Annotated in this window: 18 protein-coding genes; 6 read left to right on the forward strand and 12 right to left on the reverse strand. The window is 65.8% G+C overall.

All coding sequences use genetic code 11. The features are described from left to right. Positions 1–91: 91 nt before the first annotated feature. From cydD to ACQP1T_RS36245, 4 genes are all read right to left on the reverse strand, one after another. Positions 92–1,897, reverse strand: a complete 1,806-nt coding sequence (cydD, locus tag ACQP1T_RS36230; protein ID WP_433757476.1) for a thiol reductant ABC exporter subunit CydD — start codon at positions 1,895–1,897, stop codon at positions 92–94. 2 nt (positions 1,898–1,899) lie between these two features. Beyond that, positions 1,900–2,931: a cytochrome d ubiquinol oxidase subunit II gene (gene cydB / locus ACQP1T_RS36235; RefSeq protein ID WP_433757477.1), complete on the reverse strand. Its 1,032-nt coding sequence runs from the start codon at positions 2,929–2,931 to the stop codon at positions 1,900–1,902. 9 nt (positions 2,932–2,940) lie between these two features. Continuing rightward, positions 2,941–4,428 carry a cytochrome ubiquinol oxidase subunit I gene (locus ACQP1T_RS36240; RefSeq protein WP_433757478.1) on the reverse strand — a complete coding sequence of 496 codons (1,488 nt, stop codon included), beginning with the start codon at positions 4,426–4,428 and terminating at the stop codon, positions 2,941–2,943. 175 nt (positions 4,429–4,603) lie between these two features. After that, a complete protein-coding gene (locus ACQP1T_RS36245) occupies positions 4,604–5,521 on the reverse strand; it encodes an aminodeoxychorismate lyase (RefSeq protein WP_433757479.1) in 918 nt (305 codons plus the stop codon). 435 nt (positions 5,522–5,956) lie between these two features. On the opposite strand from ACQP1T_RS36245, the gene ACQP1T_RS36250 reads away from it, so the two are divergent. The 4 genes from ACQP1T_RS36250 (at position 5,957) to ACQP1T_RS36265 (ending at position 9,089) form a co-directional block, all read left to right on the forward strand. Then, positions 5,957–7,072, forward strand: coding sequence for a YgfZ/GcvT domain-containing protein (locus ACQP1T_RS36250; protein WP_433757480.1), 1,116 nt, complete (start codon positions 5,957–5,959; stop codon positions 7,070–7,072). Next, positions 7,072–7,764: an MOSC domain-containing protein gene (locus tag ACQP1T_RS36255; protein ID WP_433757481.1), complete on the forward strand. Its 693-nt coding sequence runs from the start codon at positions 7,072–7,074 to the stop codon at positions 7,762–7,764. The genes ACQP1T_RS36250 and ACQP1T_RS36255 overlap by 1 nt, the downstream gene beginning before the upstream one ends. Continuing rightward, positions 7,761–8,705: an asparaginase gene (locus ACQP1T_RS36260; protein WP_433757482.1), complete on the forward strand. Its 945-nt coding sequence runs from the start codon at positions 7,761–7,763 to the stop codon at positions 8,703–8,705. Before ACQP1T_RS36255 ends, ACQP1T_RS36260 begins: the two co-directional genes overlap by 4 nt. A gap of 174 nt (positions 8,706–8,879) precedes the next feature. Continuing rightward, positions 8,880–9,089, forward strand: coding sequence for a DUF3073 domain-containing protein (locus ACQP1T_RS36265; protein ID WP_062988356.1), 210 nt, complete (start codon positions 8,880–8,882; stop codon positions 9,087–9,089). Positions 9,090–9,545: 456 nt separating this feature from the next. Here ACQP1T_RS36265 and purM read toward each other — a convergent pair whose 3' ends face one another. The 6 genes from purM to purF all read right to left on the reverse strand — a co-directional run bounded on the left by purM (position 9,546) and on the right by purF (position 18,297). Then, positions 9,546–10,625 carry a phosphoribosylformylglycinamidine cyclo-ligase gene (gene purM, locus ACQP1T_RS36270; RefSeq protein WP_063044470.1) on the reverse strand — a complete coding sequence of 360 codons (1,080 nt, stop codon included), beginning with the start codon at positions 10,623–10,625 and terminating at the stop codon, positions 9,546–9,548. Positions 10,626–10,879: 254 nt separating this feature from the next. Next, positions 10,880–12,562 carry an ABC transporter ATP-binding protein gene (locus tag ACQP1T_RS36275; protein ID WP_433757483.1) on the reverse strand — a complete coding sequence of 561 codons (1,683 nt, stop codon included), beginning with the start codon at positions 12,560–12,562 and terminating at the stop codon, positions 10,880–10,882. Then, positions 12,559–13,617 (reverse strand): ABC transporter permease, encoded by a 1,059-nt coding sequence (locus tag ACQP1T_RS36280; RefSeq protein WP_433762495.1) that lies wholly within the window; start codon positions 13,615–13,617, stop codon positions 12,559–12,561. The genes ACQP1T_RS36275 and ACQP1T_RS36280 overlap by 4 nt, the downstream gene beginning before the upstream one ends. A 35-nt stretch (positions 13,618–13,652) precedes the next feature. After that, positions 13,653–14,663, reverse strand: a complete 1,011-nt coding sequence (locus ACQP1T_RS36285) for an ABC transporter permease (protein ID WP_433762497.1) — start codon at positions 14,661–14,663, stop codon at positions 13,653–13,655. A 119-nt stretch (positions 14,664–14,782) separates the two neighbouring features. Next, on the reverse strand, positions 14,783–16,339 hold the full coding sequence (locus ACQP1T_RS36290) for an ABC transporter substrate-binding protein (RefSeq protein ID WP_433762499.1): 1,557 nt from the start codon (positions 16,337–16,339) through the stop codon (positions 14,783–14,785). Positions 16,340–16,737: 398 nt separating this feature from the next. Further along, entirely contained in the window at positions 16,738–18,297 is a 1,560-nt protein-coding gene (gene purF / locus ACQP1T_RS36295) for an amidophosphoribosyltransferase (RefSeq protein WP_433762500.1), read from the reverse strand. Positions 18,298–18,514: 217 nt separating this feature from the next. Here purF and ACQP1T_RS36300 point away from each other — a divergent pair, with 217 nt between their 5' ends. Both ACQP1T_RS36300 and ACQP1T_RS36305 read left to right on the forward strand, forming a co-directional pair. Continuing rightward, positions 18,515–19,768, forward strand: coding sequence for an ABC transporter permease (locus ACQP1T_RS36300; protein WP_433762502.1), 1,254 nt, complete (start codon positions 18,515–18,517; stop codon positions 19,766–19,768). Positions 19,769–19,778: 10 nt separating this feature from the next. Next, the gene (locus ACQP1T_RS36305; protein ID WP_433757484.1) at positions 19,779–20,840 is read left to right on the forward strand and encodes an acyl-CoA dehydrogenase family protein; all 1,062 of its coding nucleotides are present in this window, start codon (positions 19,779–19,781) and stop codon (positions 20,838–20,840) included. Positions 20,841–21,020: 180 nt separating this feature from the next. Here ACQP1T_RS36305 and ACQP1T_RS36310 read toward each other — a convergent pair whose 3' ends face one another. Both ACQP1T_RS36310 and ACQP1T_RS36315 read right to left on the reverse strand, forming a co-directional pair. Further along, entirely contained in the window at positions 21,021–21,416 is a 396-nt protein-coding gene (locus ACQP1T_RS36310; protein ID WP_433757485.1) for a sterol carrier family protein, read from the reverse strand. 258 nt (positions 21,417–21,674) lie between these two features. Beyond that, a complete protein-coding gene (locus tag ACQP1T_RS36315; RefSeq protein WP_433757486.1) occupies positions 21,675–22,322 on the reverse strand; it encodes a lysostaphin resistance A-like protein in 648 nt (215 codons plus the stop codon). Positions 22,323–22,330 lie beyond the last annotated feature (8 nt).

Genomic DNA, 22,330 nt, shown 5'->3' on the forward strand with positions numbered 1-22,330 from the left:
CGTACCGCGCGCCGATTCGACGGGCCGTGAACACACGCTCGCCGATCGGGCCGGACTGTGTCCGGCATCCGATAGCTTCCGATATGACCGTTCATGAGGCGGCTGCCTGGGATGCGGTGGAGTGGATGGGGATTATGTGGTCGGCGGCGGCGAGAACGGTTGGGCGGTGCGCTATGACGATCACCGTGGCACCGGTGCGGGCTCGCTGCTGTAGGGCGGTGAGGACGGTGGCTTCGGCGGCGGGGTCCAGGTGGGCGGTCGGTTCGTCGAGGAGGAGGATGGGGCGGTCGGCGGCGAGCACTCTGGTGAGGGCCAGGCGTTGGCGCTGGCCGAGGGAGAGGCCGATGCCGCCCGCGCCGACGATCGTGTTCCAGCCATCGGGGAGTTCGTCGAGTACGGTGTCGAATCCCGTTGCGATGCAGGCGGCTTCGAGTACGCCGGCCGCGCCCTTCGCCGCGGTGTCGGGTGTGCGTGCGCCGAGCAGTTCGAGATTCTCGCGCAGTGTCCCCGGGACCAACACCGGACGCTGCGGCAGCCAGGCGACACGGGACCACCAAGTGTTCTGATCCAGGTCGCGCACGTCGGTGCCGTCGACCCGCACCGAGCCGCACTCCGGTGTGATCAAGCCCAGAATCGCTTGCAGCGCCGTGGATTTCCCGCTCCCGTTGGGCCCGGTCAATACGGTCAGCACTCCTGGCCGAAACATCGCTGTCAGTCCAGCGGGCGCAAACCCGTCCCTGGCGCGTACCGAGAGACCGTATATCTCGATGACGCCCCGACCATCGTTGCCGAGTTCAGGCACTGTGTCGATGGGATCGCCGCTCGATGCCACTGAACCGAGTTCGCTGATATTCCTACCGTCGTGCACAGCACCCTTACCGCCGAGAACCTCATGGCGGGAGTCGGCAGCGGGCACAGCGGGTTCGAGCACAGCAAAGGCCTTGTCCGCGGCGGCCATTCCGTCCTGTGCGGCATGGAACCGTTCCCCCACCATCCGCAGCGGCAGATACACCTCCGGCGCGAGAATCAACGCCACCAGCCCGGCATAGAGACTCATCTCGCCGTATACCAGCCGCAGGCCGATGGAAACCGCGATCAATGCGACGCTCAACGTGGCGAGCATCTCGAGCACCATCGACGACAGAAACGCGATCCGAAGCGCACGCATGGTGCGCTGCCGCAACGCGTCCCCGAGCTCGCGCACACGGTGCTCCATCGAACCAGTCCGTCCCGTGCTCCCCTCCCGTCCCAGCGCACGCAACGTCGGCATTCCCGCGAAAAGATCGAGCAGTTGATCCGACAGCCGAGTCGTCGCGGCGAGCGTGGCCTGCGCACGGCCCTGCGTGAGCAGCCCGATGAGCACCATGAACACCGGAATCAACGGCAGCGTGACCAGCGCGATGACGCCGGAGATCGGATCGTGAAACCCGATGACCACCAACACGATCGGCGGCACCAGGCAAGCGAGCAGCAGCGCGGGCAGATACCCGGTGAGATACGCCCGCAGCCCGGTCAGCCCGGTACTCACGACAACCGCGAGTTCGGTTCGCCGAGTTTCGAGTTCGCGGGGCGGCAGCTGTGCGCCGGCGCCAAGCACCGCGGATTCCAGTTCCGCGACAACCGCGGCCCCGGCCCGATGCGCGATCCGCGACTGCGCCCAGGTGGCCAGCACCCGACAGCCGATGGCAACCGCCAGCACGACCAACTCGAATATCCAAGCCCCGAAGCTGCGCCGACCGGGGTCGGTGACGACTCCGGCCAGCACCTTCGCCAGTGTGACCGCCGTAACCACGATCGAACCCGTGATCACCACGGACAGTGCCACACTCAGCACCAGATAGCGGCGAGCCGAGCGTGCGTACTTCCACAACCGGGGGTCGACGGGCGGACGAGCCATGATCAGTCCTTGACGACTTCCAACGGCAGGCCGGTCGGCGCGGGAATCTGCTCGACGGTAATCCGCTTGCGGAATACCCAATACGTCCAACCCTGGTAGCCGAGCACGACCGGCGTGACGACCACGGCCGCCCAGCTCATCACCTTCAGTGTGTACGGCGTCGAGGAGGCATTGTCGATGGTCAGGTCGAACATGTCACTGATGGTGGAGGGCAGCACATTCGGATACAGCGACCCGAACAGCAGCACCGTCGCCGCCGCGATGGTGACCGCGGTGCCGACGAACGCCCAACCGTCGCGATCGGCGAAACCCGCCGCGCCCGCGAGCAGCAGTCCGATCACGGCCAGCGCCAACGGAATCCAGGTCCATCCGGTTCCGTAGGCCAACTGCGTCCACACTCCGAACACGCCGGCCACCACCGCGGTCGGCGCCAGCAGCAACCGCACCGTCTTCGCCGCATCGTCGCGCACCTCACCGCCGGTCTTCAGCACCAGGAAGACCGCACCGTGCAACGCGAACAGCAATCCGGTCGTGAGCCCGCCGAGCAATGCGTACGGCCCGAGCAGATCCCACACCGAACCGGCGATGTGTTTCTTCTCGTTCAGCGGCACCCCGCGCACCACATTCGCGAATACCCAGCCCCACGCCAATGCCGGTACCCAGGAACCGATTCCGATCGCGGCATCACACCAGGCCCGCCACCGCGCATCATCGATCTTGCTGCGATATTCGATCGCGCAGACCCGCACGATCAGCGCGACCAGCACCAGCAACAGCGCGATATAGAAGCCGGAGAACAGGCTCGCGTACCACTCCGGGAAGGCCGCGAACATCGCACCGGCCGCGGTCAGCAACCAGACCTCGTTGCCGTCCCAGACCGGCCCGATCGTGTTGAGCACCACCCGCCTTCGGGTATCGCTGCCCTTGCCGAGGATGGGCATCAGCATGCCGACGCCGAAGTCGAAGCCCTCCAGCACGAAGTAGCCGGTGAACAAGACGCCGATCAGCAGAAACCAGAACTGTTGCAGATTCATCGTCGGCTCCTAATATGCGAACGAAAGCTGTTCGACAGCAGGCTCTTCGGCCCGATGACCGCCGCCCGTATCGTCCGGCCCACCGGGCGAAGTCGTCGCGGGCGCTTCGGGTCCGGCCACCGTGTACCGCCGCATCAGGTAGAACCAGACCACCGCGAGCGCGCCGTACAGCAGGGTGAACACCACGAGCGAGGCGATCACGGTGCCCGAGACGTGGTCGGAGACGCCCTGCTGCACCATCAGCCGCAGGCTCTGGTCGCCGGTCGGGTTCGGCGCGACAACCCATGGCTGCCTACCCATTTCGGTGAAGACCCAGCCCGCGCTATTGGCCAGGAACGGGGTCGGGATGGCGATCAGGCACAGCCACGAGTACCAGCGCTTATCGGTGATCCGGCCGCCGCGGGTCAGCCACAGACCGACCATCCACAGCAGGATCGCACCGGCCGACAGGCCGATCATGGCGCGGAAGGACCAGTAGGTGACGAACAGATTGGGTCGGTAGTCGCCGGGCCCGAACTTCGCGTTGTAGGCGTGCTGCAGATCGGTGACACCGTCCAAAGTGACGTCGCTGAATTTGCCCTTGGCCAGATACGGCAACACATAGGGCACCTCGAGCACGTGCGTCACGCTGTCGCAGTTGTTGTGAGTGCCGATGGTCAGCACCGAGAAGTCCGGATCGGTCGCGGTATTGCACAGCGATTCCGCCGAGGCCATCTTCATCGGCTGTTGCTCGAACATCAGCTTGCCCTGCACATCACCGGTGAAGAACAGCGCGACACCGGCGATCACGATCACCCACAGTCCCGCCCGTCCGCCGGAGCGCCACATCGTTTGCGCCTCGAGCACTTTGGTCACCTCGCCGCTGCGCACATTGCGTACCATCCACCAGCCGCAGATGCCGACGACGAAAGTTCCCGCGGTCAGAAATGCTCCCGCAACCACATGCGGAAATGCCGCCAGCGTCGTGTTATTGGTGAGCACCGTCCAGATGCTGGTGAGTTCGGCGCGTCCACGCTCCGGGTTGTACCTGGCGCCGACCGGATGCTGCATGAACGAATTGGCCGCGACAATGAAATACGCGGAGGCATTCACCCCGATCGCGACAAGCCAGATCGTCGCCAGATGCACCTTCTTGGGCAATCGAGTCCAGCCGAAGATCCACAGACCGAGGAAGGTCGACTCCAGGAAGAAGGCGACGAGTCCCTCCAGCGCGAGCGGTGCGCCGAAGACGTCACCGACGAAGCGGGAGTATTCGCTCCAGTTCATGCCGAACTGGAATTCCTGCACGATGCCGGTCGCGACGCCGAGGGCGAAATTGATCAGGAACAGCTTGCCGAAGAATTTGGTCAGCCGGTACCAGTGCTCTTTGCCGGTAATCACCCAAGCGGTCTGCATGCCCGCGACCAGCGGGGCAAGACCGATCGTCAGCGGTACGAAGATGAAGTGATAGACGGTGGTGATGCCGAACTGCCAACGCGATAAGTCCAGGACGCTCAAAACCGACCTCCCGCCGATCTACGACATTACGTAGTAAGAGTACGCCCGAGAAGGGGCCCATCAAGGAGGCCTACGCCACGACACACCGGCGCGTACGGCCCTGAACGACCCGTTCTCCGAGCTCGCCGAGCACTCCTACATGCTGTAGTAGGACGAAGATCACGGCTCGGCGGACTCACCAATCGCCGATAGCCCCGGCCCTCTCCACCCCACGGTCCACCAATTCGATGATTTCGGCCGCATTATCCGGCGCCATCATGCGCAGCCCGTCCAGTGAATTCACCCTGGCGGCGAGCGTGATGCTCGAAAGCAGCCAAATGCTGTCGCAGGTCAGCAGGTCCGCGGTGAACAACGACTCGTAACTGCACTTCCACCCGGCCTTCTCGGCCTCGGCGAACAGCGCGCGCTGGGTAACCCCCGGCAGTACGCCGTTCTTCGCGGGCGGGGTGATCAACTGCTTATCGCGCACGATCACCACCGACGAACGCGGCCCCTCGAGCACCCGGTTCTCGGTGCTGGTGAAGATCACGTCATCGGCGCCCATCCGCTGCGCGAACCGCAGCGCCGCCATATTGGTGGCATAGGAGAGCGTCTTCGCGCCGAGCAGCTGCCATGGCGCGGCCTGGGCCAGATCGACCGAGATCCCGCGCGAGAGCGACACCACCGCGACGCCATCGGTGCGCGCCTTGAACACCCGCTCGGGCACCGGCAGCACCAGCACATAGGAGGTCGGCACCGGCACCGCGGCCGCGAGATCACCCGAGGTGACACTGGACGGGGCCGAAAGCTCGGTATCGCGACCACGGGTCAGGACCAGCCGCATCAGCCCCTCGCGCTCGGTCCCCCATTCCTTCGTCGCCGTCTCGATCGCGTCCCGCCATTTCCCCAGCTCGGGCTCGGGTAGATCGAGTGCCTGCGCCGAACGACGCAGTCGGCCTAGATGAAATTCGATCGCGCACGCGTCACCAGCACGCACCAAAACCGACTCGAAGACACCGTCACCGCGCAGCACGCCGATGTCGTCGGCAAACAACAACGGCGCGTCCGGATCCTGGACGGCGCCGTCGAGTGTTACAAGAACTCGATCCACCATGGGACGAGCGTAGGCGGTGTTCGTTGACCGCGCCCGTGTTTGATTTGCCCCGCCTGCGGCACGGCGGGTTCGCGGCCTCTGGTGTGTCGCGGCTGCCCCTTTCGAGCGACCTGCAAGCAGTCCGCTGGCGGTGCCGTCGAGACTCGCGAGTGCGTCGCATGCGCTTCGATCACTCGGACGCAAGACGGGCCGCGAACTCCTCGCTCGTAAGACTCGCTCCGTGGTGATCAGCGATCGCGCGGCACCTGCATGTACGCCTGCTGGACAGGCGAAACACCCGCTTCGCCGCACGCACTTCGCCGACTCGGACACCAGACAGACCACGAACTCCTCGCACATCAGACTCGCTCCGTCGGTCGCGCAGAAATAGACGGAGTGGACGACTGGACAGGCCGCTGAAAGCACGCAATAAGGTTCGCGCTTAGAGTGGTTTACGTGTCCGTGGTCGTCGCACCCAGTCCCATCCTCGCTGTCCCGGGCGCCGTCGCGGGCGCGACCGGTTCGCCGGACGCCGCCGTCGCCTGGCATTACGGGGATCCCTTCCGAGAACAGCGCACCGCCGCGGAGCGGGTGGCGATCATCGACCGGTCGCATCGCTTCGTCCTGAAAATCACCGGGGCCGAACGGCTGACCTGGTTGCACACCATCAGCAGCCAGCACATCGCCAGCCTCGGTGACGGTCGGTCCGCCGAGAATCTGGACCTCGATCTCAACGGCCGGGTGCTGCAACATTTCGTGCTGACCGAACTGGATGGCACGGTGTGGATCGATACCGAGCCCGAACGGGGACCGGCCCTGCTGGAGTTCCTGGCGAAGATGGTCTTCTGGGCCGATGCCAAACCGGTCGAGGCCGCCGATCACGCGGTGCTGAGCCTGCTCGGCCCGCGCATCACCGAATTGACCGAAGCGCTCGGCATTTCCAACCTCCCGCAGACCTACGACGCGGTGCCGCTGCCGGACGGCGGATTCCTGCGCCGCATGCCGTGGCCCACCGCGGACTCCTTCGATCTGGTCATCCCACGCGACCACCTCGCCGACCGCTGGGCCCGACTCATCGCCGCCGGTGCCGAACCGGCCGGCATGTGGGCCTTCGAGGCACTGCGCGTCGCGGCACTGCGCCCCAGGATCGGACTCGACACCGACGAGCGGACCATCCCGCATGAGGTCGGCTGGATCGGCGGCATCGCCGAACACGGTGCGGTGCACCTGGACAAGGGCTGCTACCGCGGCCAGGAAACCGTGGCCCGGGTGCACAACCTCGGCAAGCCGCCGCGTCACCTGGTGCTGCTGCATCTCGACGGTTCCGCCGACGAACGCCCGACCACCGGTACGGACGTCACCGCGGGCGGTCGCACCGTCGGCCGACTCGGCACCGTCGTCGACCACTACGAATACGGCCCCGTCGCACTGGCTTTGATCAAACGCACCATCCCGACCGATACCGAACTGGTCGCGGGCCCGACCGCCGCCGCCATCGATCCGGATTCGGTCCGAGCCGACGAGGCACCCCAGGCGGGTCGGATCGCCGTCGACCGGTTGCGTGGCCGTTGATGCAGCCCGATAGCGCTCGGGTGCTTGCCGTGTGCGTCGTCCATGCCGAACTGACGGTGCCGACCCGCGTCGGCCGCACGGCCATCGACAAGCGCCCTGTCCCCCATCGCGTCGCCGCGCGGGCCCGCGGTCTCGACGGCGATTACGTATGCGACACCAAGAATCACGGCGGCGTGCATCAGGCCGTCTACGCCTACGCCGAGGAGGACGCGCGGCGCTGGGGCGACGAACTCGGCCGCGACCTGCCAGCGGGGTGGTTCGGCGAGAATCTGCGCATCACCGGACTCCCGGTCAGCGATGCGGTGATCGGTGCGCGCTGGACCATCGGTGACACCCTGCTCGAGGTGAGCGCACCCCGGGTGCCGTGCTCGACCTTCCAGCACTGGTCCGGCGAGTCCCACTGGGTCAAGCGATTCACGCTGCGCAGCGATACCGGCGCCTACCTGCGCGTCCTCACCGAGGGCACGATCGGTGCCGGCGACGAGGTTCGCATCGTGCATACGCCCGAGCACGGCATCACCGTCCGCGACCTGTTCACCGGGCACGATCCCGATCTGCTCGCGCTTCTGCTCGCGGCCGAACCGACCATCTCCGATGATGTGCGCATGCAGATCGAGCGGCACGGCCGCCGCCACGCCAACGCGAATCGTGCGCGTGCGCAGCGCGGCGAACCGACAGGAGCCGAGCTATGACCGTCGAACTGGTCGAGGTCGTCCGCTCCGGATTCCGCGAATGCGTGCACAGCGGTTCGGTGGTGATCCTCGGCGCCGACGGTGAACCGACCCTCGCGCTCGGCGAGGTGCACGTCCCGATCTTCCCGCGCTCCACCAATAAGCCCATGCAGGCGATCACCTTGCTGCGCAACGGCTTCGAACCACTCGATGATGCCGAGCTGGCCATCGCGACCGCATCGCACTACGGCGAACCCGATCACGTCGCCCTTGTCGAGCGCCTGCTCGACCGTTTCGGTTTCGACGAGAAGGCCCTGGAATGCCCGCCCGACCTGCCGCAGGAGGAGCGCGCACGGGCCGAGGCGCTGGCCGAACCGCGCCGCGTGTACATGAACTGCTCCGGTAAGCACGCGGCCATGCTTGCCACCTGCGCGGTCAACGGCTGGCCCACCGAGGGCTACCTGGACCAGGCACATCCGCTGCAGCAAGCGGTGATCGCGACCATTACCGACCTCACCGGCGAACCCGAAACCGACCTCGGCATCGACGGCTGCGGGCTGCCGATCATCCCGGTCTCACTGGTGAATCTGGCCCGCGCGTTCGCGGCCATGGCCACCGCCACGCCCGGTTCGCCGGAGCGGCGCGTCGCCGATGCCATCCGCACCAATCCGCGAGTGATTTCCGGCACGAACGCTCCCGATTTATTGACCATGCAGGCCACGCCGGGCCTGGTCTGCAAGATGGGCGCGGACGGTGTGCACGCGGGTGCGCTACCGGACGGAACGGCCTTCGCGTACAAGATCGCCGATGGTCACGACCGTGCGCGCATCCCCCTGACGCTGGCCATTCTGCATCGCATGGGCATCGAATGGACCGCGGCGCACGCCGAACTCGCGGCGCCGCCGGTGCTCGGCGGCGGTGCCAGGGTCGGGGTCATCCGAGCGATTCCCGGGGTCGTCTGAGGGGCGGCCCGGCGGCGACAACCGGGCAAACGGCACCACTTCGGGAGGTCTTCAGCCACTCCTGGAAGCGCGACTGCCGGACACACGCTAAAGTGTCTGTCAGGAAGAGTATTAATTCGAACGGGGCCGCCAACAAACCCCAGGCCGCCCCGCAGTGACGCGAGGGGGTCAGCCATGGGCCGTGGCCGGGCTAAGGCAAAGCAGACCAAAGTCGCACGCGAGCTGAAGTACAGCTCCGCGCCGACTGACTTCGCGAGCCTTCAGCGCGAGCTTTCGGGTAGCCCCACCTCCCATCGGAGTGGTGTGCTGTCCGATGAGCACGACGCGGACGAATCCTCATCCCGCTGGGACGAGGACGACGACTACAAAGACTGGCGCCGCTGACTCGGTAGACGATGAAGGGGGAGGCCGACGGGCCTCCCCCTTCACCCGTTGACGCCGCGTGACCGGACTAACCATTCGAGGCTTGCACAACAACAGCGTCCCGCATCCGACGATGCGGGACGCTGTTGTGAATTCCCGTGCGCCACAAGCGCCAACCACATCGCGCGAGTCTTACGAGCGACCCGTTCGCGGCCTGTCTCGCGTCCGAGTCGTCGAGGCGCACGCGCCGCAAGCCCCGGGCACTCGGTCACCCCGCACGCGTGCACCAAGTGCCGAGCCGAACGCTCTGCCTCACCGACCACACCCGAGCGAGTCTTACGAGCGACCGTTCGCGGCCCGTCTCGCGTCCGAGTCGTCGAAGCGCATGCGACGAAGTCGCGAGTCTCGACGGCTCGGACGCGAGACACCAGGGGGCCGCGAACACGCCGCGCCGGAGGCGCGGCCAAAGATACAGACTCAGAAGCGCGGGTGCTCGCCAACCAGAACGGCGCGTACCGCGTCGGCGTCCTTGGCCTTCTTGACGGTGCCGAGGGTCCAGCAGGCGATGTGGCGTGCCGTCAGCACGGCCAGCGCCCGGTCGACGTCCTCGGGCGCCACTACGGCAACCATGCCGACGCCCATATTGAAGGTCTTCTCCATCTCGACCCGATCGACCCGGCCGCGCTGGGCGATCATCTTGAATACCGGCGCCGGATTCCAGGTGCCGCGATCCAGTTCGGCGACCATGCCCGCGGGAATCACCCGGCCCAGATTCGCGGCCAAGCCACCGCCGGTGACGTGCGCGAAGGTGCGCACATCGGTTTCGGCGATCAGCGCGAGGCAGTCCTTGGCGTAGATGACCGTCGGCTCCAGCAGCTCCTCACCGAGGGTGCGGCCGAACTCCTCGACGTGGCCGGTCAGCGACATCCGGTCGATATCGAGCAGCACCTTGCGTGCCAGGCTGTAGCCGTTGGAGTGCAGACCCGATGACCCCATGGCGATAACCACATCGCCGGGACGCACCCGATCCGGACCGAGCACCGAATCGGCCTCGACCACGCCGACACCGGTCGCGGACAGGTCGTAGTCGTCCGGATCCATCAGGCCAGGATGTTCGGCGGTCTCGCCGCCGAGCAGTGCGCAGCCCGCCCGCACGCAGCCCTCCGCGATGCCGGAGACCAGTTCCGCGACCTTCTCCGGGACGACCTTGCCGATGGCGATGTAGTCCTGCAGGAACAGCGGTTCGGCGCCGCAGACCACCAGATCGTCCACCACCATGGCGACCAGGTCGAGGCCAACGGTGTCGTGCTTGTCCATCGCCTGGGCGACCGCGATCTTGGTGCCGACCCCGTCGGTGGAGGCCGCGAGCAACGGCTCGCGGTAGCCGCCCTTCAGTGCGAACAGCCCGGCGAATCCGCCGAGCCCACCCTGCACCTCGGGTCGGCTCGCCTTCTTCGCCAATGGCCCGAACAACTCGACGGCGCGGTCACCTGCCTCGATGTCCACGCCGGCCGCGGCGTACGAAGCACCGGCACCACTGGGGGTCTGCTCAGTCATTTTCGGGGAAAGCTCCAAACCGAATCGGCGGATAGATGCCAGCTCACGCTACCGGAGTCACATAACAAGCTTGCAGCGGACGTCGCGCTGCACGGCTGCCCCGCCTCCCGGGACTTCGGCCGGTCGTAGGTGCCAGGAGGCTCGATCGCCGGGCCGACGGTCGTGTGATCAGCACCTGCTCGGCGTGCCCGACGAGTTACCCATGTGAACGAAATCAGTCGTCTCGTTCGTACCGGACACACGCCGCACGCCGATCACTCGGCGTGCTCGGTGGCGAACATCGCGGCGGATCGAGCGCGCCGCCGTCGCTGCTCCACCGGATCGGGCACCGGGACCGCGGCGACCAGTCGCTGGGTGTACTCCTGCTCCGGTCGGCGCAGAATGCGATCACGATCACCCTGCTCGACCACCGCGCCATTGCGCAGCACCACGATCCGGTCGGCCAGCTGGTCGACGACCGCGAGATCGTGGCTGATGAACAGGCAGGCCCAGCCGCATTCCTGCTGCAGCTGACCGAACAGCTCGAGCACCGCCGCCTGCACCGAGACATCCAGTGCGCTGGTCGGCTCGTCGGCCACCAGCAGATCCGGATCGAGGACCAGCGCTCTGGCCAGGCTGGCGCGCTGCCGTTGGCCGCCGGATAGTTCGTGCGGGTAGCGGCGTTCGGTGCCCGCTGGCAGCTGCACGTCATCGAGGAGTTTGCGAACCCGCGCCCGGATCTGCGCGGAACTGCCCGCCTTGTGCACGATCAGCGGTTCGGCCACGCAGTCGCCGACGGTGAGCCGCGGATTCAGCGAACTGGCCGGATCCTGGAAGACGAATCCGAAGCGGCGGCGAATCGGCCGCAGCTGCCGCTGGGACAGTTCCGCGATGTTCTGGCCGCGCACCTTCACCAACCCGGATGTCGGGCGCTGCAGCGCCGCGACGCAGCGGCCGATGGTCGACTTCCCGGAACCGGATTCGCCGACCAGGCCAAGGGTTTCGCCGGGTCGAATGGACAGACTCACGTTGTCCACCGCGCGGAACGGCGGTCGGCCGAACGGTCCGGGAAACTGCACTACCAGATCGGTCACCTCGAGCACCGGCTCTGCGGCCGCGACCTCCTCGACGGCACCGTGCTCCAACTGTTCGGTACCCAGATGCGGTACGGCGGCGAGGAGTTTGCGGGTGTACTCCTGTTTCGGCGCAGCGAACAGTTCGTCGACCGGCGCCTGCTCGACCACCTTGCCGTCGCGCATCACCACTACCCGGTCGGCGATATCGGCGACAACGCCCATGTTGTGTGTGATCAGCACGATCGCGCTGCCGATGCGATCGCGCAGATCGCGCAGCAGCTCCAGGATTTCGGCCTGCACGGTGACATCGAGGGCGGTGGTCGGTTCGTCGGCGATGATCACCTTCGGCTCGCAGGAAATCGCGATCGCGATCATCACGCGCTGCTTCTGGCCGCCGGAGAGCTGGTGCGGGTAGTAGTCCACCCGATGCTCCGGATCGGGCAGTCCGACCATGCGCAGCAGTTCGATCGCCCTGGCCTTGGCGGCCTTGCGGCTCATATCGCTGTGCGCCCGCAATGCCTCGGCGATCTGATAGCCCACCGTGAACAGCGGATCGAGTGCTCGTCCCGGCTCCTGGAAGATCATCGAGATCGCGCCCCCGCGCACCGCGGTGAGCTGCCGCTCGCTCATCGAGGTGACCTTGTCCGCGCCGAGAGTGACCAGGCCATCGACCCGAGCGGTATTCGGCAGCAGTCCGATCGCGGTGCGCGAGCTCACCGATTTGCCCGAGCCGGATTCCCCGACGATGGCCAGCACCTCGCCCGGGAAGACCTCGTAGGAGACATCGCTGACCGCGTATACGGGGCCTGCGTCGGTCGCGAAGGTGACCGATAGCGATTCGATGGACAGCGCCGGACGTTTCTCGGCTATCGATTCGGTCATCGTGCCGGTCCTTCCGGGTCGGAATCGGCCTCGTCCACGCGATCGAGTTCGGCGGCGGTGAGTTCCGCTGCGGGAACGTCTTTTTCGAGGACGGGAACGATAAGGGTGTCGCTGGCGACGGTGGCCGGGCTGAGTGCTCGACGGGTGCGCAGCAGTGGGTTTAGCACCTCGTTGAGGCTCTCGCCGACCAGCGTCAGGCCGAGCACGACCAGAACGATGGCCGTACCCGGGAAGATGCCCGTCCACCAAATGCCGTTGGAGACATCGGAAAGCGCCTTGTTGAGGTCATAGCCCCATTCGGCGGCCTGGGTCGGTTCGATGCCGAAACCGAGGAAGCCGAGCGCGGCCAGCGTCAGAATGGCATCGCCCGCGTTGAGGGTGACGATCACCGGCAGCGACTGGGTGACGTTGGCGAGGATGTGCCGGAACATGATTCGAGTGGTGGACGCACCGGTGACCCTGGCCGCGTCCACATACGGTTCGTTCTTCACCGCGACGGTCGCATTGCGAACCACCCGAAAGTATTGCGGCACATAGATTGCCGTGATCGCGACGGCCGCCGACAGCACGCCGCCGAAGCTGCTCGACTGCCCACCCGCGACCACGATGGACACGACGATCGCGAGCAGCAGGGTCGGGAACGCGTAGATGGCGTCCATGAACAGTACGAGCACCCGGTCGAGGGCACGTCCGATGTACCCGGACACCAAACCCAGCGGTACCCCGACGACCAGTGACATCACCAGCGAGATCGCGATCACGAACAGCGCGGTGCGGGCACCGAAGATCACCCGGGACAGCACATCCTCGCTGCGCACCGACGTGCCGAACCAATGCTGACCCGATGGCGGTTGCTGTGCGACGAAACCGACACCGTCCGAAGAGTTCTGGGCCAGCCCGTACGGTGCGATCAGCGGAGCGAAGATGGCGACGAATACGAATATCGCGACGAGGCCGAGTCCGACGATCAGTGTCACCCGCTGCAATCCCGCGGTCATGGTGAACAGCCGCAGTCCGGGGATCCGCCTGCGTTCGGTCGGCGGCACCGGCGGCATCACCAGTGGCTCGTTGGCCAATTCCGGAGCGGTCATCAGAACCTCACCCTCGGGTCGATCAGCGCGACAACGACATCCACCAGGAAGCTGATGACCGCGACCGCCAGCGCCAGGAACGCGACAATCCCCTGCACCGCGATGAAATCGCGCTGATGCAGGTATTCCGCGAGCTGATAACCCAGCCCCTTCCATTCGAAGGTGGTCTCGGTGAGCACCGCACCGCCGAGCAGCGTCGCGATATACATGCCCATCACCGTGATGATCGGAATCATCGCGTTGCGCACCGCATGTCGTCCGGTCACCACCCGCGCCGAAAGTCCGCGCGCCCGTGCGGCATCCACGAATTCGCTGCGCAGCGTCTGGATCAGATTGACGCGCACCAGGCGCAGGAAGATGCCCGCCGTCAACAGGCCGAGTGCGACCGCGGGCAATATCGCATGCTTCAGCACATCGATCAGATAACTGTTGTCCCCGTACAGGATTGCGTCGATCACCATGATGTTGGTCTTCGGCGAGACATGCTGCAGTTGCAGCTCGACCGGAGTGCTCGCCCGACCGGCGACCGGCAGCCACTCCAACTTCACCGCGAAGACCAGCTTGAGCAGCAGGCCGACGAAGAAGACCGGTGCCGCGTAGGCCAGAATGGCGAACAGCCGCAGCCCAGCATCCGCGGTCGAATCACGGTGTGTCGCAGCGTATCTGCCGAGCGGAACACCGACCGCGAAGGCGACGAGCAGCGCCCAGAACACCAGTTCCAGGGTGGCCGCGCCGTAGGTCGTCACCACCTCGCTGATCTGCCGATTGTCCTGGGAATGACCGAAATCCCCGTGCATCAGCCCGGAAATGTACTCCCAATACTGGGTCAGGATCGGCCGGTTCAAACCGGCCGCCTCCTTGCGCACTTCGATCTGTTCCTGAGTCATCCGTCCGCCCATCGCGGCGCTGATCGGATCGCCGATCACCCGCATCAGGAAGAACACGACGGTGACCAGGATCCACGCCGTCGGCAGGATCAAGAACAGCCGAATCACCAAGTACCGCAACAACGCCAGCTGTCGGGAATCACCACTCGACTTCCCGAACACTGGCAGCCCGAAGCGCCGGGCCCGAACCGGTGCCGGCTTTTCAGCGGCGGCAACAGCTTCGGGCCCGGCTTCGCCGGATGTCACTTGCTCAGCACCGTGTATCGGAACTTGAACGATGCGTCGAGTGTGTCCGACACACCCTTGACGCTCGGATTCGACACCGCGATCTGCTTACCGGACAGCAGCGGCAGGGTCGGCAGGTAGTTCTGCGCGAGATCCTTCTGCACATCCTCGATCAGCTTGATCCGCTTGGTCTTGTCCTGCTCGGTCGTCTCCGCGGTGAGCTGCGAATTGATCTTCGGATCCTCGAAGTGCGACTGCAGGAAGTTGTTGGGGCCGAAGAACGGGGTGAGGTAGTCATCGGCGTCCGGGTAGTCCGGGAACCAGCCGAAGTGATAGAGCGGGTAACCGTCACGGGCCCGTTCCTTCTGGTAGGTAACCCATTCGGTGGATTGCAGATTCACCTTGAACAGCCCGGTCGACTCCAGCTGCGATTTGATCGCCGCATACTCCTCGGAGCTGCTCGAACCGTAGTGGTCGGGGTTGTACTGCAGGTTCAGTTCCACCGGTGTCGCGACGCCCGCACCGGAGAGGAACTTGGCCGCCGCATCCTTATTGGGCTTGGCTCCGTAGAGGTCCTTCAGCGGCTCGGCCGCACCCGGCATACCCTGCGGCACAAAGCCGTACGCGGGCTGATAGGTGTTCTTGTAGACACCCTCGGCCAGCGCGGGCCGGTCGATCGACGAGGCGATGGCCTTGCGCACCGCCAGCTTCTGCTCCGGGGTACCGCCCGGCATGGTGTTCAAATTGAAGACGATGTAGCGCAGCTCGCCGCCGGGCCCATCCGACACCGTGACCTTGCTGTCCTTGCGCAGCGATTCGACATCGGTCGGCGTGAAGGACCGATACGCGACATCGACGGCACCGCTCTGCAGATCGAGCTTCATATTGTCGGAGGTCGCGTAGTACTTGGTGGAGACCCGCGCGGTTTTCGGTGTGCCGAGGATGCCCTTGTAGTCCGGGTACGCCTCGTACTCGACCAGCTTGTTCTTGTCGTAGCTGGCGATCGTGTACGGGCCCGAGTAGCCCTTGGTCTTCACCACGTCCTCATCCGGCAGGACCTTGTCGGCCGGGAAGACCTTCTCGTCCACGATCGGGCCGGCCTGGGTCGGCAGGATCGCGGGGAAGGTCTGATCGTTGGCGACCTTCAACGTGAAGTTCACCGTCAGGTCGTCGGCGATCTCGGTCTTCTCGAGATTGCCCAGTAGTGAGGCTGGACCGTTCGGGTCGTTGATGCCAAGCATGCGATCGAAGGAGAACTTGACGCTCTTGGCGGTCAACGGGTCCCCATTGGCGAACTTCAGCCCCGACTTCAGCTTGCACGTGTATACCGTCGGGGAACTGAAGTCACACTTCTCCGCGGCGTCCGGCTTCGGTGTGGCATCGCCGGGCGCGAAGTTCAGCAGATACGAATAGATCTGGGTTTCGACCAGCAGCGAACCGTTGTCGTAGGCGGCCGCGGGATCGAGCGAGAAGATCTTGTCCGTGGTGCCCGCCACCAAACCCGCTCCGTCACCACCCCCACCGGTGCGCCCCGAACCGCATCCCGCGATCGCGGAGACGGCAAGTGCCGCCATCCCGACCGCCGCGATTCGTCGCATCCGATCCCGTCGCCCAGGCTTCTTCGAAACCCTCATCATCAGGCCCCACTTCTCGAGCGCGCCTACCACGTGTGCTGGATCACAGCACTGTGCTGGGCACGGTGAACTTCCGATATGTCGGGCACCGTACCCAGGATCCATTTCTGGGATGTTGCGTTTTCAAAGAAAAAATCACGGGGCTGTTAGCGGAGGTTACGAATGCTGCGCGGACAACGCCGGATCACCGGACGAATGACCAGTTTCGCCCCGAATGCGTGATCGCCGCGTCTCGAGGAGGCCATGGCACGACCGCGGACAGGTCGCGCGGTAAGCCAGCCCCGAACAAGATCGAACCCCCCGGCATTCGCCGAGGGGTTCGCGATCTTCAAATGGCGTCAGGGACGGCTCAAGGCACTCGCATTCGCGTTCTCGCTCAACAACATTGCCTCGGACTGGCCGGTGAGCATGCCCTCCAGCACGTTCTTGCCGATGGCCGCCTCGGTGGGCAGCGGAATCGGGTAATCGCCGTCGAAGCAGGCGCAGCACAGTCGCGAGCGCGGCTGCTCGGTGGCGGCGATCATGCCCTCGGTGGAGATGTAGCCGAGGGTGTCCGCGCCGATCGAACGGCGCACCGCCTCCACCATGTCGTCGTAGCTGTCATCGGCGCCCGCGCCATTGGCGATCAGCTCCGCGCGCGAAGCGAAGTCGATGCCGTAGAAGCACGGCCACTTCACCGGGGGCGAGGCGATCCGCACATGGATCTCCAACGCGCCCGCCTCGCGCAGCATCCGGATCAACGCGCGCTGGGTATTGCCGCGCACGATCGAGTCGTCCACCACGATCAGCCGCTTACCGCGGATCACCTCGCGCAGCGGATTCAGCTTGAGCCGGATGCCGAGCTGGCGGATGGTCTGACTCGGCTGAATGAAGGTGCGCCCGACGTAGGCGTTCTTCATCAGGCCCTGCCCGTAGGGCACACCCGAGCCCTGCGCGTAACCGACCGCGGCGGGAGTGCCGGACTCCGGCACCGGGATGACCAGATCGGCCTCGACCGGATGTTCCTTGGCCAGGCGACGGCCGATCTCCACCCGGGTGGCATGCACCGAGCGACCGGCGATGGTGCTGTCGGGCCGGGCCAGGTAGACGTATTCGAAAACACAGCCCTTGGGCTCGGGATTGGCGAAGCGCATGGACCGCACGCCGTCGGCATCGATCGCCAGCAGTTCGCCCGGCTCGATCTCCCGGACGAAGGCGGCGCCGACGATATCCAGCGCGGCGGTCTCACTGGCTACAACCCAGCCACGGTCGAGCCGACCGAGGCACAGCGGACGAACGCCGTGCGGATCCCGCGCGGCGTAGAGGGTGTGCTCGTCCATGAAGGTCAGGCAGAACGCGCCCTTCAGCGTCGGCAGCAGCTTCATCGCGGCCTGCTCGATGCTCGAATCCGCGGCGGCGTGCGCGAGCAGCGCGGTCATCACATCCGAGTCCGAAGTGGCGGTGATCGGGGCGGGGCGACCACCGGAAACCGGCGGCATGCCGATCAGCCCGAGTTCGCGTGCGCGCGCGCTCAATTCGGCGGTGTTGACCAGATTTCCGTTGTGGCCCAACGCAAGTCCGGAACCGACCGAGGTGGTACGGAAGATCGGCTGGGCATTCTCCCAGGTGGTGGAGCCGGTGGTGGAGTAGCGACAGTGACCGATGGCGATATGCCCCGGCATGGCGGCCAGTGTCTGCTCGTCGAATACCTGGCTGACCAGGCCGAGATCCTTGAAGACCAGAATTTGTGAGCCGTCGGAGACGGCGATGCCCGCCGCTTCCTGGCCACGGTGTTGCAGCGCATACAAGCCGTAGTACGTGAGCTTGGCCACGTCCTCGCTCGGCGCCCAGACTCCGAACACACCACACTCTTCACGTGGTTCGTTCTCGACCTGATCGGGGGTAGTTTCGGCCGGCATTTCGGCGTTGGTCACCGTTTGCTCCCTGTTCGGGCGGGCTGGGGGCAATGGCCATTCTACGGGTGAACGATGCGCCGCGATCACCGCCACCGGGGAGGCGCAGCAATCGCCGAGCGACGCTGCCGTTTTTCCGCGCGGCACGGTGTTACCGTGGCCAGCCGTGACGACTTCGGACCGTGCGCGCACCCGCGGGTCGGATACCCGGTTGACCGTGCGTATGTGGTTGGCCCCGATCACGGTACTGACCCTGTTCATGGCGCTGCTGGCCACGATGTATCTGGATTACGTCGCCGATCCGGAGCAGAACCTGCACGACTTCCCGATCGCCTTGGTGAATCAGGATGTCGGCGATACGGTCGGCGGCCAGCAGGTGAATTTCGGCACACAGATCACCGACGCGCTGCGCCAGGGCATTCCGGCGGACAAGGTCGATCTGCAGGTGCTCGGCATCAACGAGGCCGAGCTGAGGATGCAATCCGGTGCGGTCTACGGCACGATCCTGATCCCCGGCGATTTCAGTAAGCGCCTCGGCATTCTCGGTGCGGGCAGTGTGGTGCCCGGTGATATTCAGCGCCCGACGCTGACATTGCAGACGAGTCCGCGCAGTGGTGCGTTCGTCACGAATATCGCCACGACCATCGGCACCCAGGCGCTGGCCCAGGTGAACGAGCAGGTCGGTAAGCAGTTGACCGATCAGGTGAATGCGCAGCTGAGGCCGCCGGGCGGCGGGGCAGGGCCCGAGTTGTCGGGAGCGACGCGGGTGGCGCTCGCGGATCCGGTGCACATCGTCATCACGCCGTTCCGTCCGCTGCCATCCGGCACCGGACAGGGTTTGACCGCGTTCTTCTACGCACTGCTACTGCTGCTCGCCGGGCTGGTCGGTTCGATGACCATCCACACCATGATCGATGCCGCACTCGGATTCGTGCCCACCGAATACGGGCCGTGGTACGTACATTTCCCGGCCACTCCGATCTCGCGGTTCAATACGCTGCTGATCAAATGGGGCGTGATGGTGATCACCGCGAATATCATCGCGGGCGTATTCCTCGGTGTGGCCGGACTGCTCGATATGCCGATCGATCATCCGCTCACGCTGTTCCTCTACAGTGCGCTGGCCATCATGGCGGTCGGCATCACGGGATTGTCCGTGCTCGCGGCGGTCGGTTCGGCGGGTCTGCTGATCAATCTGATCCTGTTCATCATTCTCGGGCTGCCCTCCTCGGGCGGCACCGTGCCGATCGAGGCGACGCCGAAATATCTGGGCTGGCTGGCGAAATTCGAGCCGATGCACCAGGTGTTCGTCGGTGTGCGCGCAATTCTGTACTTCGACGCGAACTTCCCGGCGGGGTTGGCGCGCGGGGTGTGGATGGCGGTGCTCGGACTCACGATCGGGCTGGTGCTCGGCACCTTCATCACCCGGTACTACGACTACAAAGGCCTGCACAGGCGCGATCTGTCTCGCGGCTGAGGCGGGACTCGTGGCGGGTGCGACCGGCTCGGCGGCATGCACCAAGATGGGTGGTGTGAATTCGTGGATCGAACACGCGCGGTATCTGGCCGATGAGATTTTCGCACCGCAGGCCGACGCGGTCGACCGCACCGGTGAAATTCCCGGCACCCATTTCGACCTGCTCGCCGAGTACGGGTTCTACGGCGCGACCATGGCCGAAGATATGGATATCGCCACCTTCACCCAGGCGGGTGAGATCCTGGTGGCCGGATGTCTGGCGACCACCTTCGTCTGGGCGCAGCATCTCGGGGTCGCGCGCCGGATCGCCACCTCACCGAATGTCGAACTGCGCGAACGACTTACCGAGGATCTGCGGTACGGACGGGTGCGCGCCGGTGTGAGCTACGCGGGCGCGAACGACCAGCCCGGGTTGATCGCGCGCCGCATCGACGGTGGGTATGTGCTCGACGGCACCGCGCCGTTCGTCACCGGGTGGGGTCTGGTGGACATTCTCGGTGTGATGGCGCGCGATGCGGACGATGAGGGATCGTTGATCAGCGTGCTGGTGCCCGCCGAACCCGGGCCCGCGTTGCACGCCACCCCGCTCCCGCTCATCGCCGCCGATGCCAGCAAGACCGTGACGCTCACCTTCGACGGCGTCCAAGTGCCCGATTCCGCTGTGGACAACCGGATTTCGCTGCGCAACTTCCACGCCTCCTTCATCCTGGCCGCCTGGCGAAATGGCGCGCTCGCGCTCGGCATCGTGCGCCGCTGCCTCGGCGAACTCACCCGGCTCGGCATCGACACCACCGCATTGGCCGCCGAATCCGCCCGCATCCGAACCGAACTCGACGATGCGCTCACCGGCCAGTCCGATGTCTACCTGGCCCGCGCCCGCGCCTCTGAACTCGCCGTCCGCGCCGCCACCGCCCTGGTGACCGCAGTCGGCAGCTCGGCCGTCACTGGCGGCAACCTGGCCGAACGCTCCGTCCGCGAGGCGACCTTCACTCTGATCTTCGGCTCCCGCCCGGGTATCAGGACCGCCCTGCTCGACCGCCTGACCCAGGCCGCCGACGCCCTGTATCCCTAAGCCCGGCAGCTCGCCGAACGTAGTAATACGGTGGTCGAATTCGCTGTGGGCGACCACCATTCGACTACGTTCGACGGGACCCCGGGCCCGAGCAAGTAGACCGCACGCTTGTGGCGCTGTGAACGGAGGGCGAATCCTGCGCAGTCCACACGTGGACGGTGCGACTGGCCAGGGCGATCGTCAGTCCGCGGACGCGTGCGTGATGGGCAGCCAGTGGGCGATTTCGACAGCTCGGCTGCCGGAAGCACTGACCGCGCCAGACGCCACCGCAACATCGAATTCGAGTAGGCCGGTGGCGAGCAAAAGCCAGGTGCGCGGGTCGGTTTCGACGACGTTCGGCGGTGTGCCCCTGGTGTGCCGTGGGCCCTCGATGCACTGGACCGCCACGAAAGGTGGGACGCGGACCTCGACGGAATGGCCGGGCGCTGAGGCGGCGAGGGTGCGGGCGGTGGTGCGGACCGCGGCGGCGAGTTCAGGTCGGGCGGGCGCGGGTGTGGAGTCGTCGCGCAGCCAAGCACTGACTGCCGCGACCGCAGCTTGTAGTTCCGCCGGGTTCACCGTCGTTCGTCCTGCCACGGTGCCGAGAATACTGGGCGGCGGTCAGCCCAAGCGCCCGCGCTCTCGCCCGAATTGCCCACGTGCTGGCGCCATTGTTCCCGGATACCACCTTGGGCGGGGCGGAGTCCAGGTCGAGGTAGGTCAGGTTGACCGTGCCGGACCACCGAACATCCTCCGACGAGCTCGATGTCGGGGAAGTAGCGGGCGCGGAGACAGTGGTCGGTCGGCGGGCTCGTTCGCGCCGGGATGGATGGTCCGGCAACAAGCCGGGAGCCGCTACGTGACAGTGGCTGAAGCCGGTCGACTGCTCGGCGAACCAGCCGCGGCGAGGTGCGGCGCGAGCGCGCCACCCGCGTTCAGGGCGAAGTGCAGCAGCGCGGGGGCGGTGGCACTGTCGGTGCGGCGGCGCAGCAAGTCGAATACCAGGCCACCGGCCGCGGTCGCGGCAATTGTTGCGAGGACGCTGTCGCCCGCCGCACGGGCGGGATGGATATGCCAGAGGCCAAAGGTGGCCGCTCCGATCAATGCACCGCCACGTGGCCCGAAAGCGTTGTCCAGCAAGGGGTTCAACGTGGCACGAAAGATGAGTTCCTCGCTGTAGACGGTTCCGATCGGGATATGTATCGCGATCCACTCATCGAACGGCACGTCCGGGGCGCGGTCGGCGAATCCGTCCAGGCGCTCACGCAGCACCGGAATAGCAACGGCCGCACCATAACCGGCGGCAACCACGCCCGCCGAGGCGAGTCCGTAACCGAGACCACTTGCGGACAACCAGTTCGGTCGGCCGTGGAAAGCCAGTGCGTAGCCGGTCGCGAATCCGGCATTGGCCACGGTGCGTCCGCGCAGCTCGAGCTTCAATCGCGGCAACACCCAATTGCTCCATGCCAACGGAGCGGCAACGGCGGCAACAGTTTTCGTCATCCGATCGA

This window comes from Nocardia sp. CA-135398 (assembly GCF_050955845.1).
Lineage (GTDB): Bacteria > Actinomycetota > Actinomycetes > Mycobacteriales > Mycobacteriaceae > Nocardia.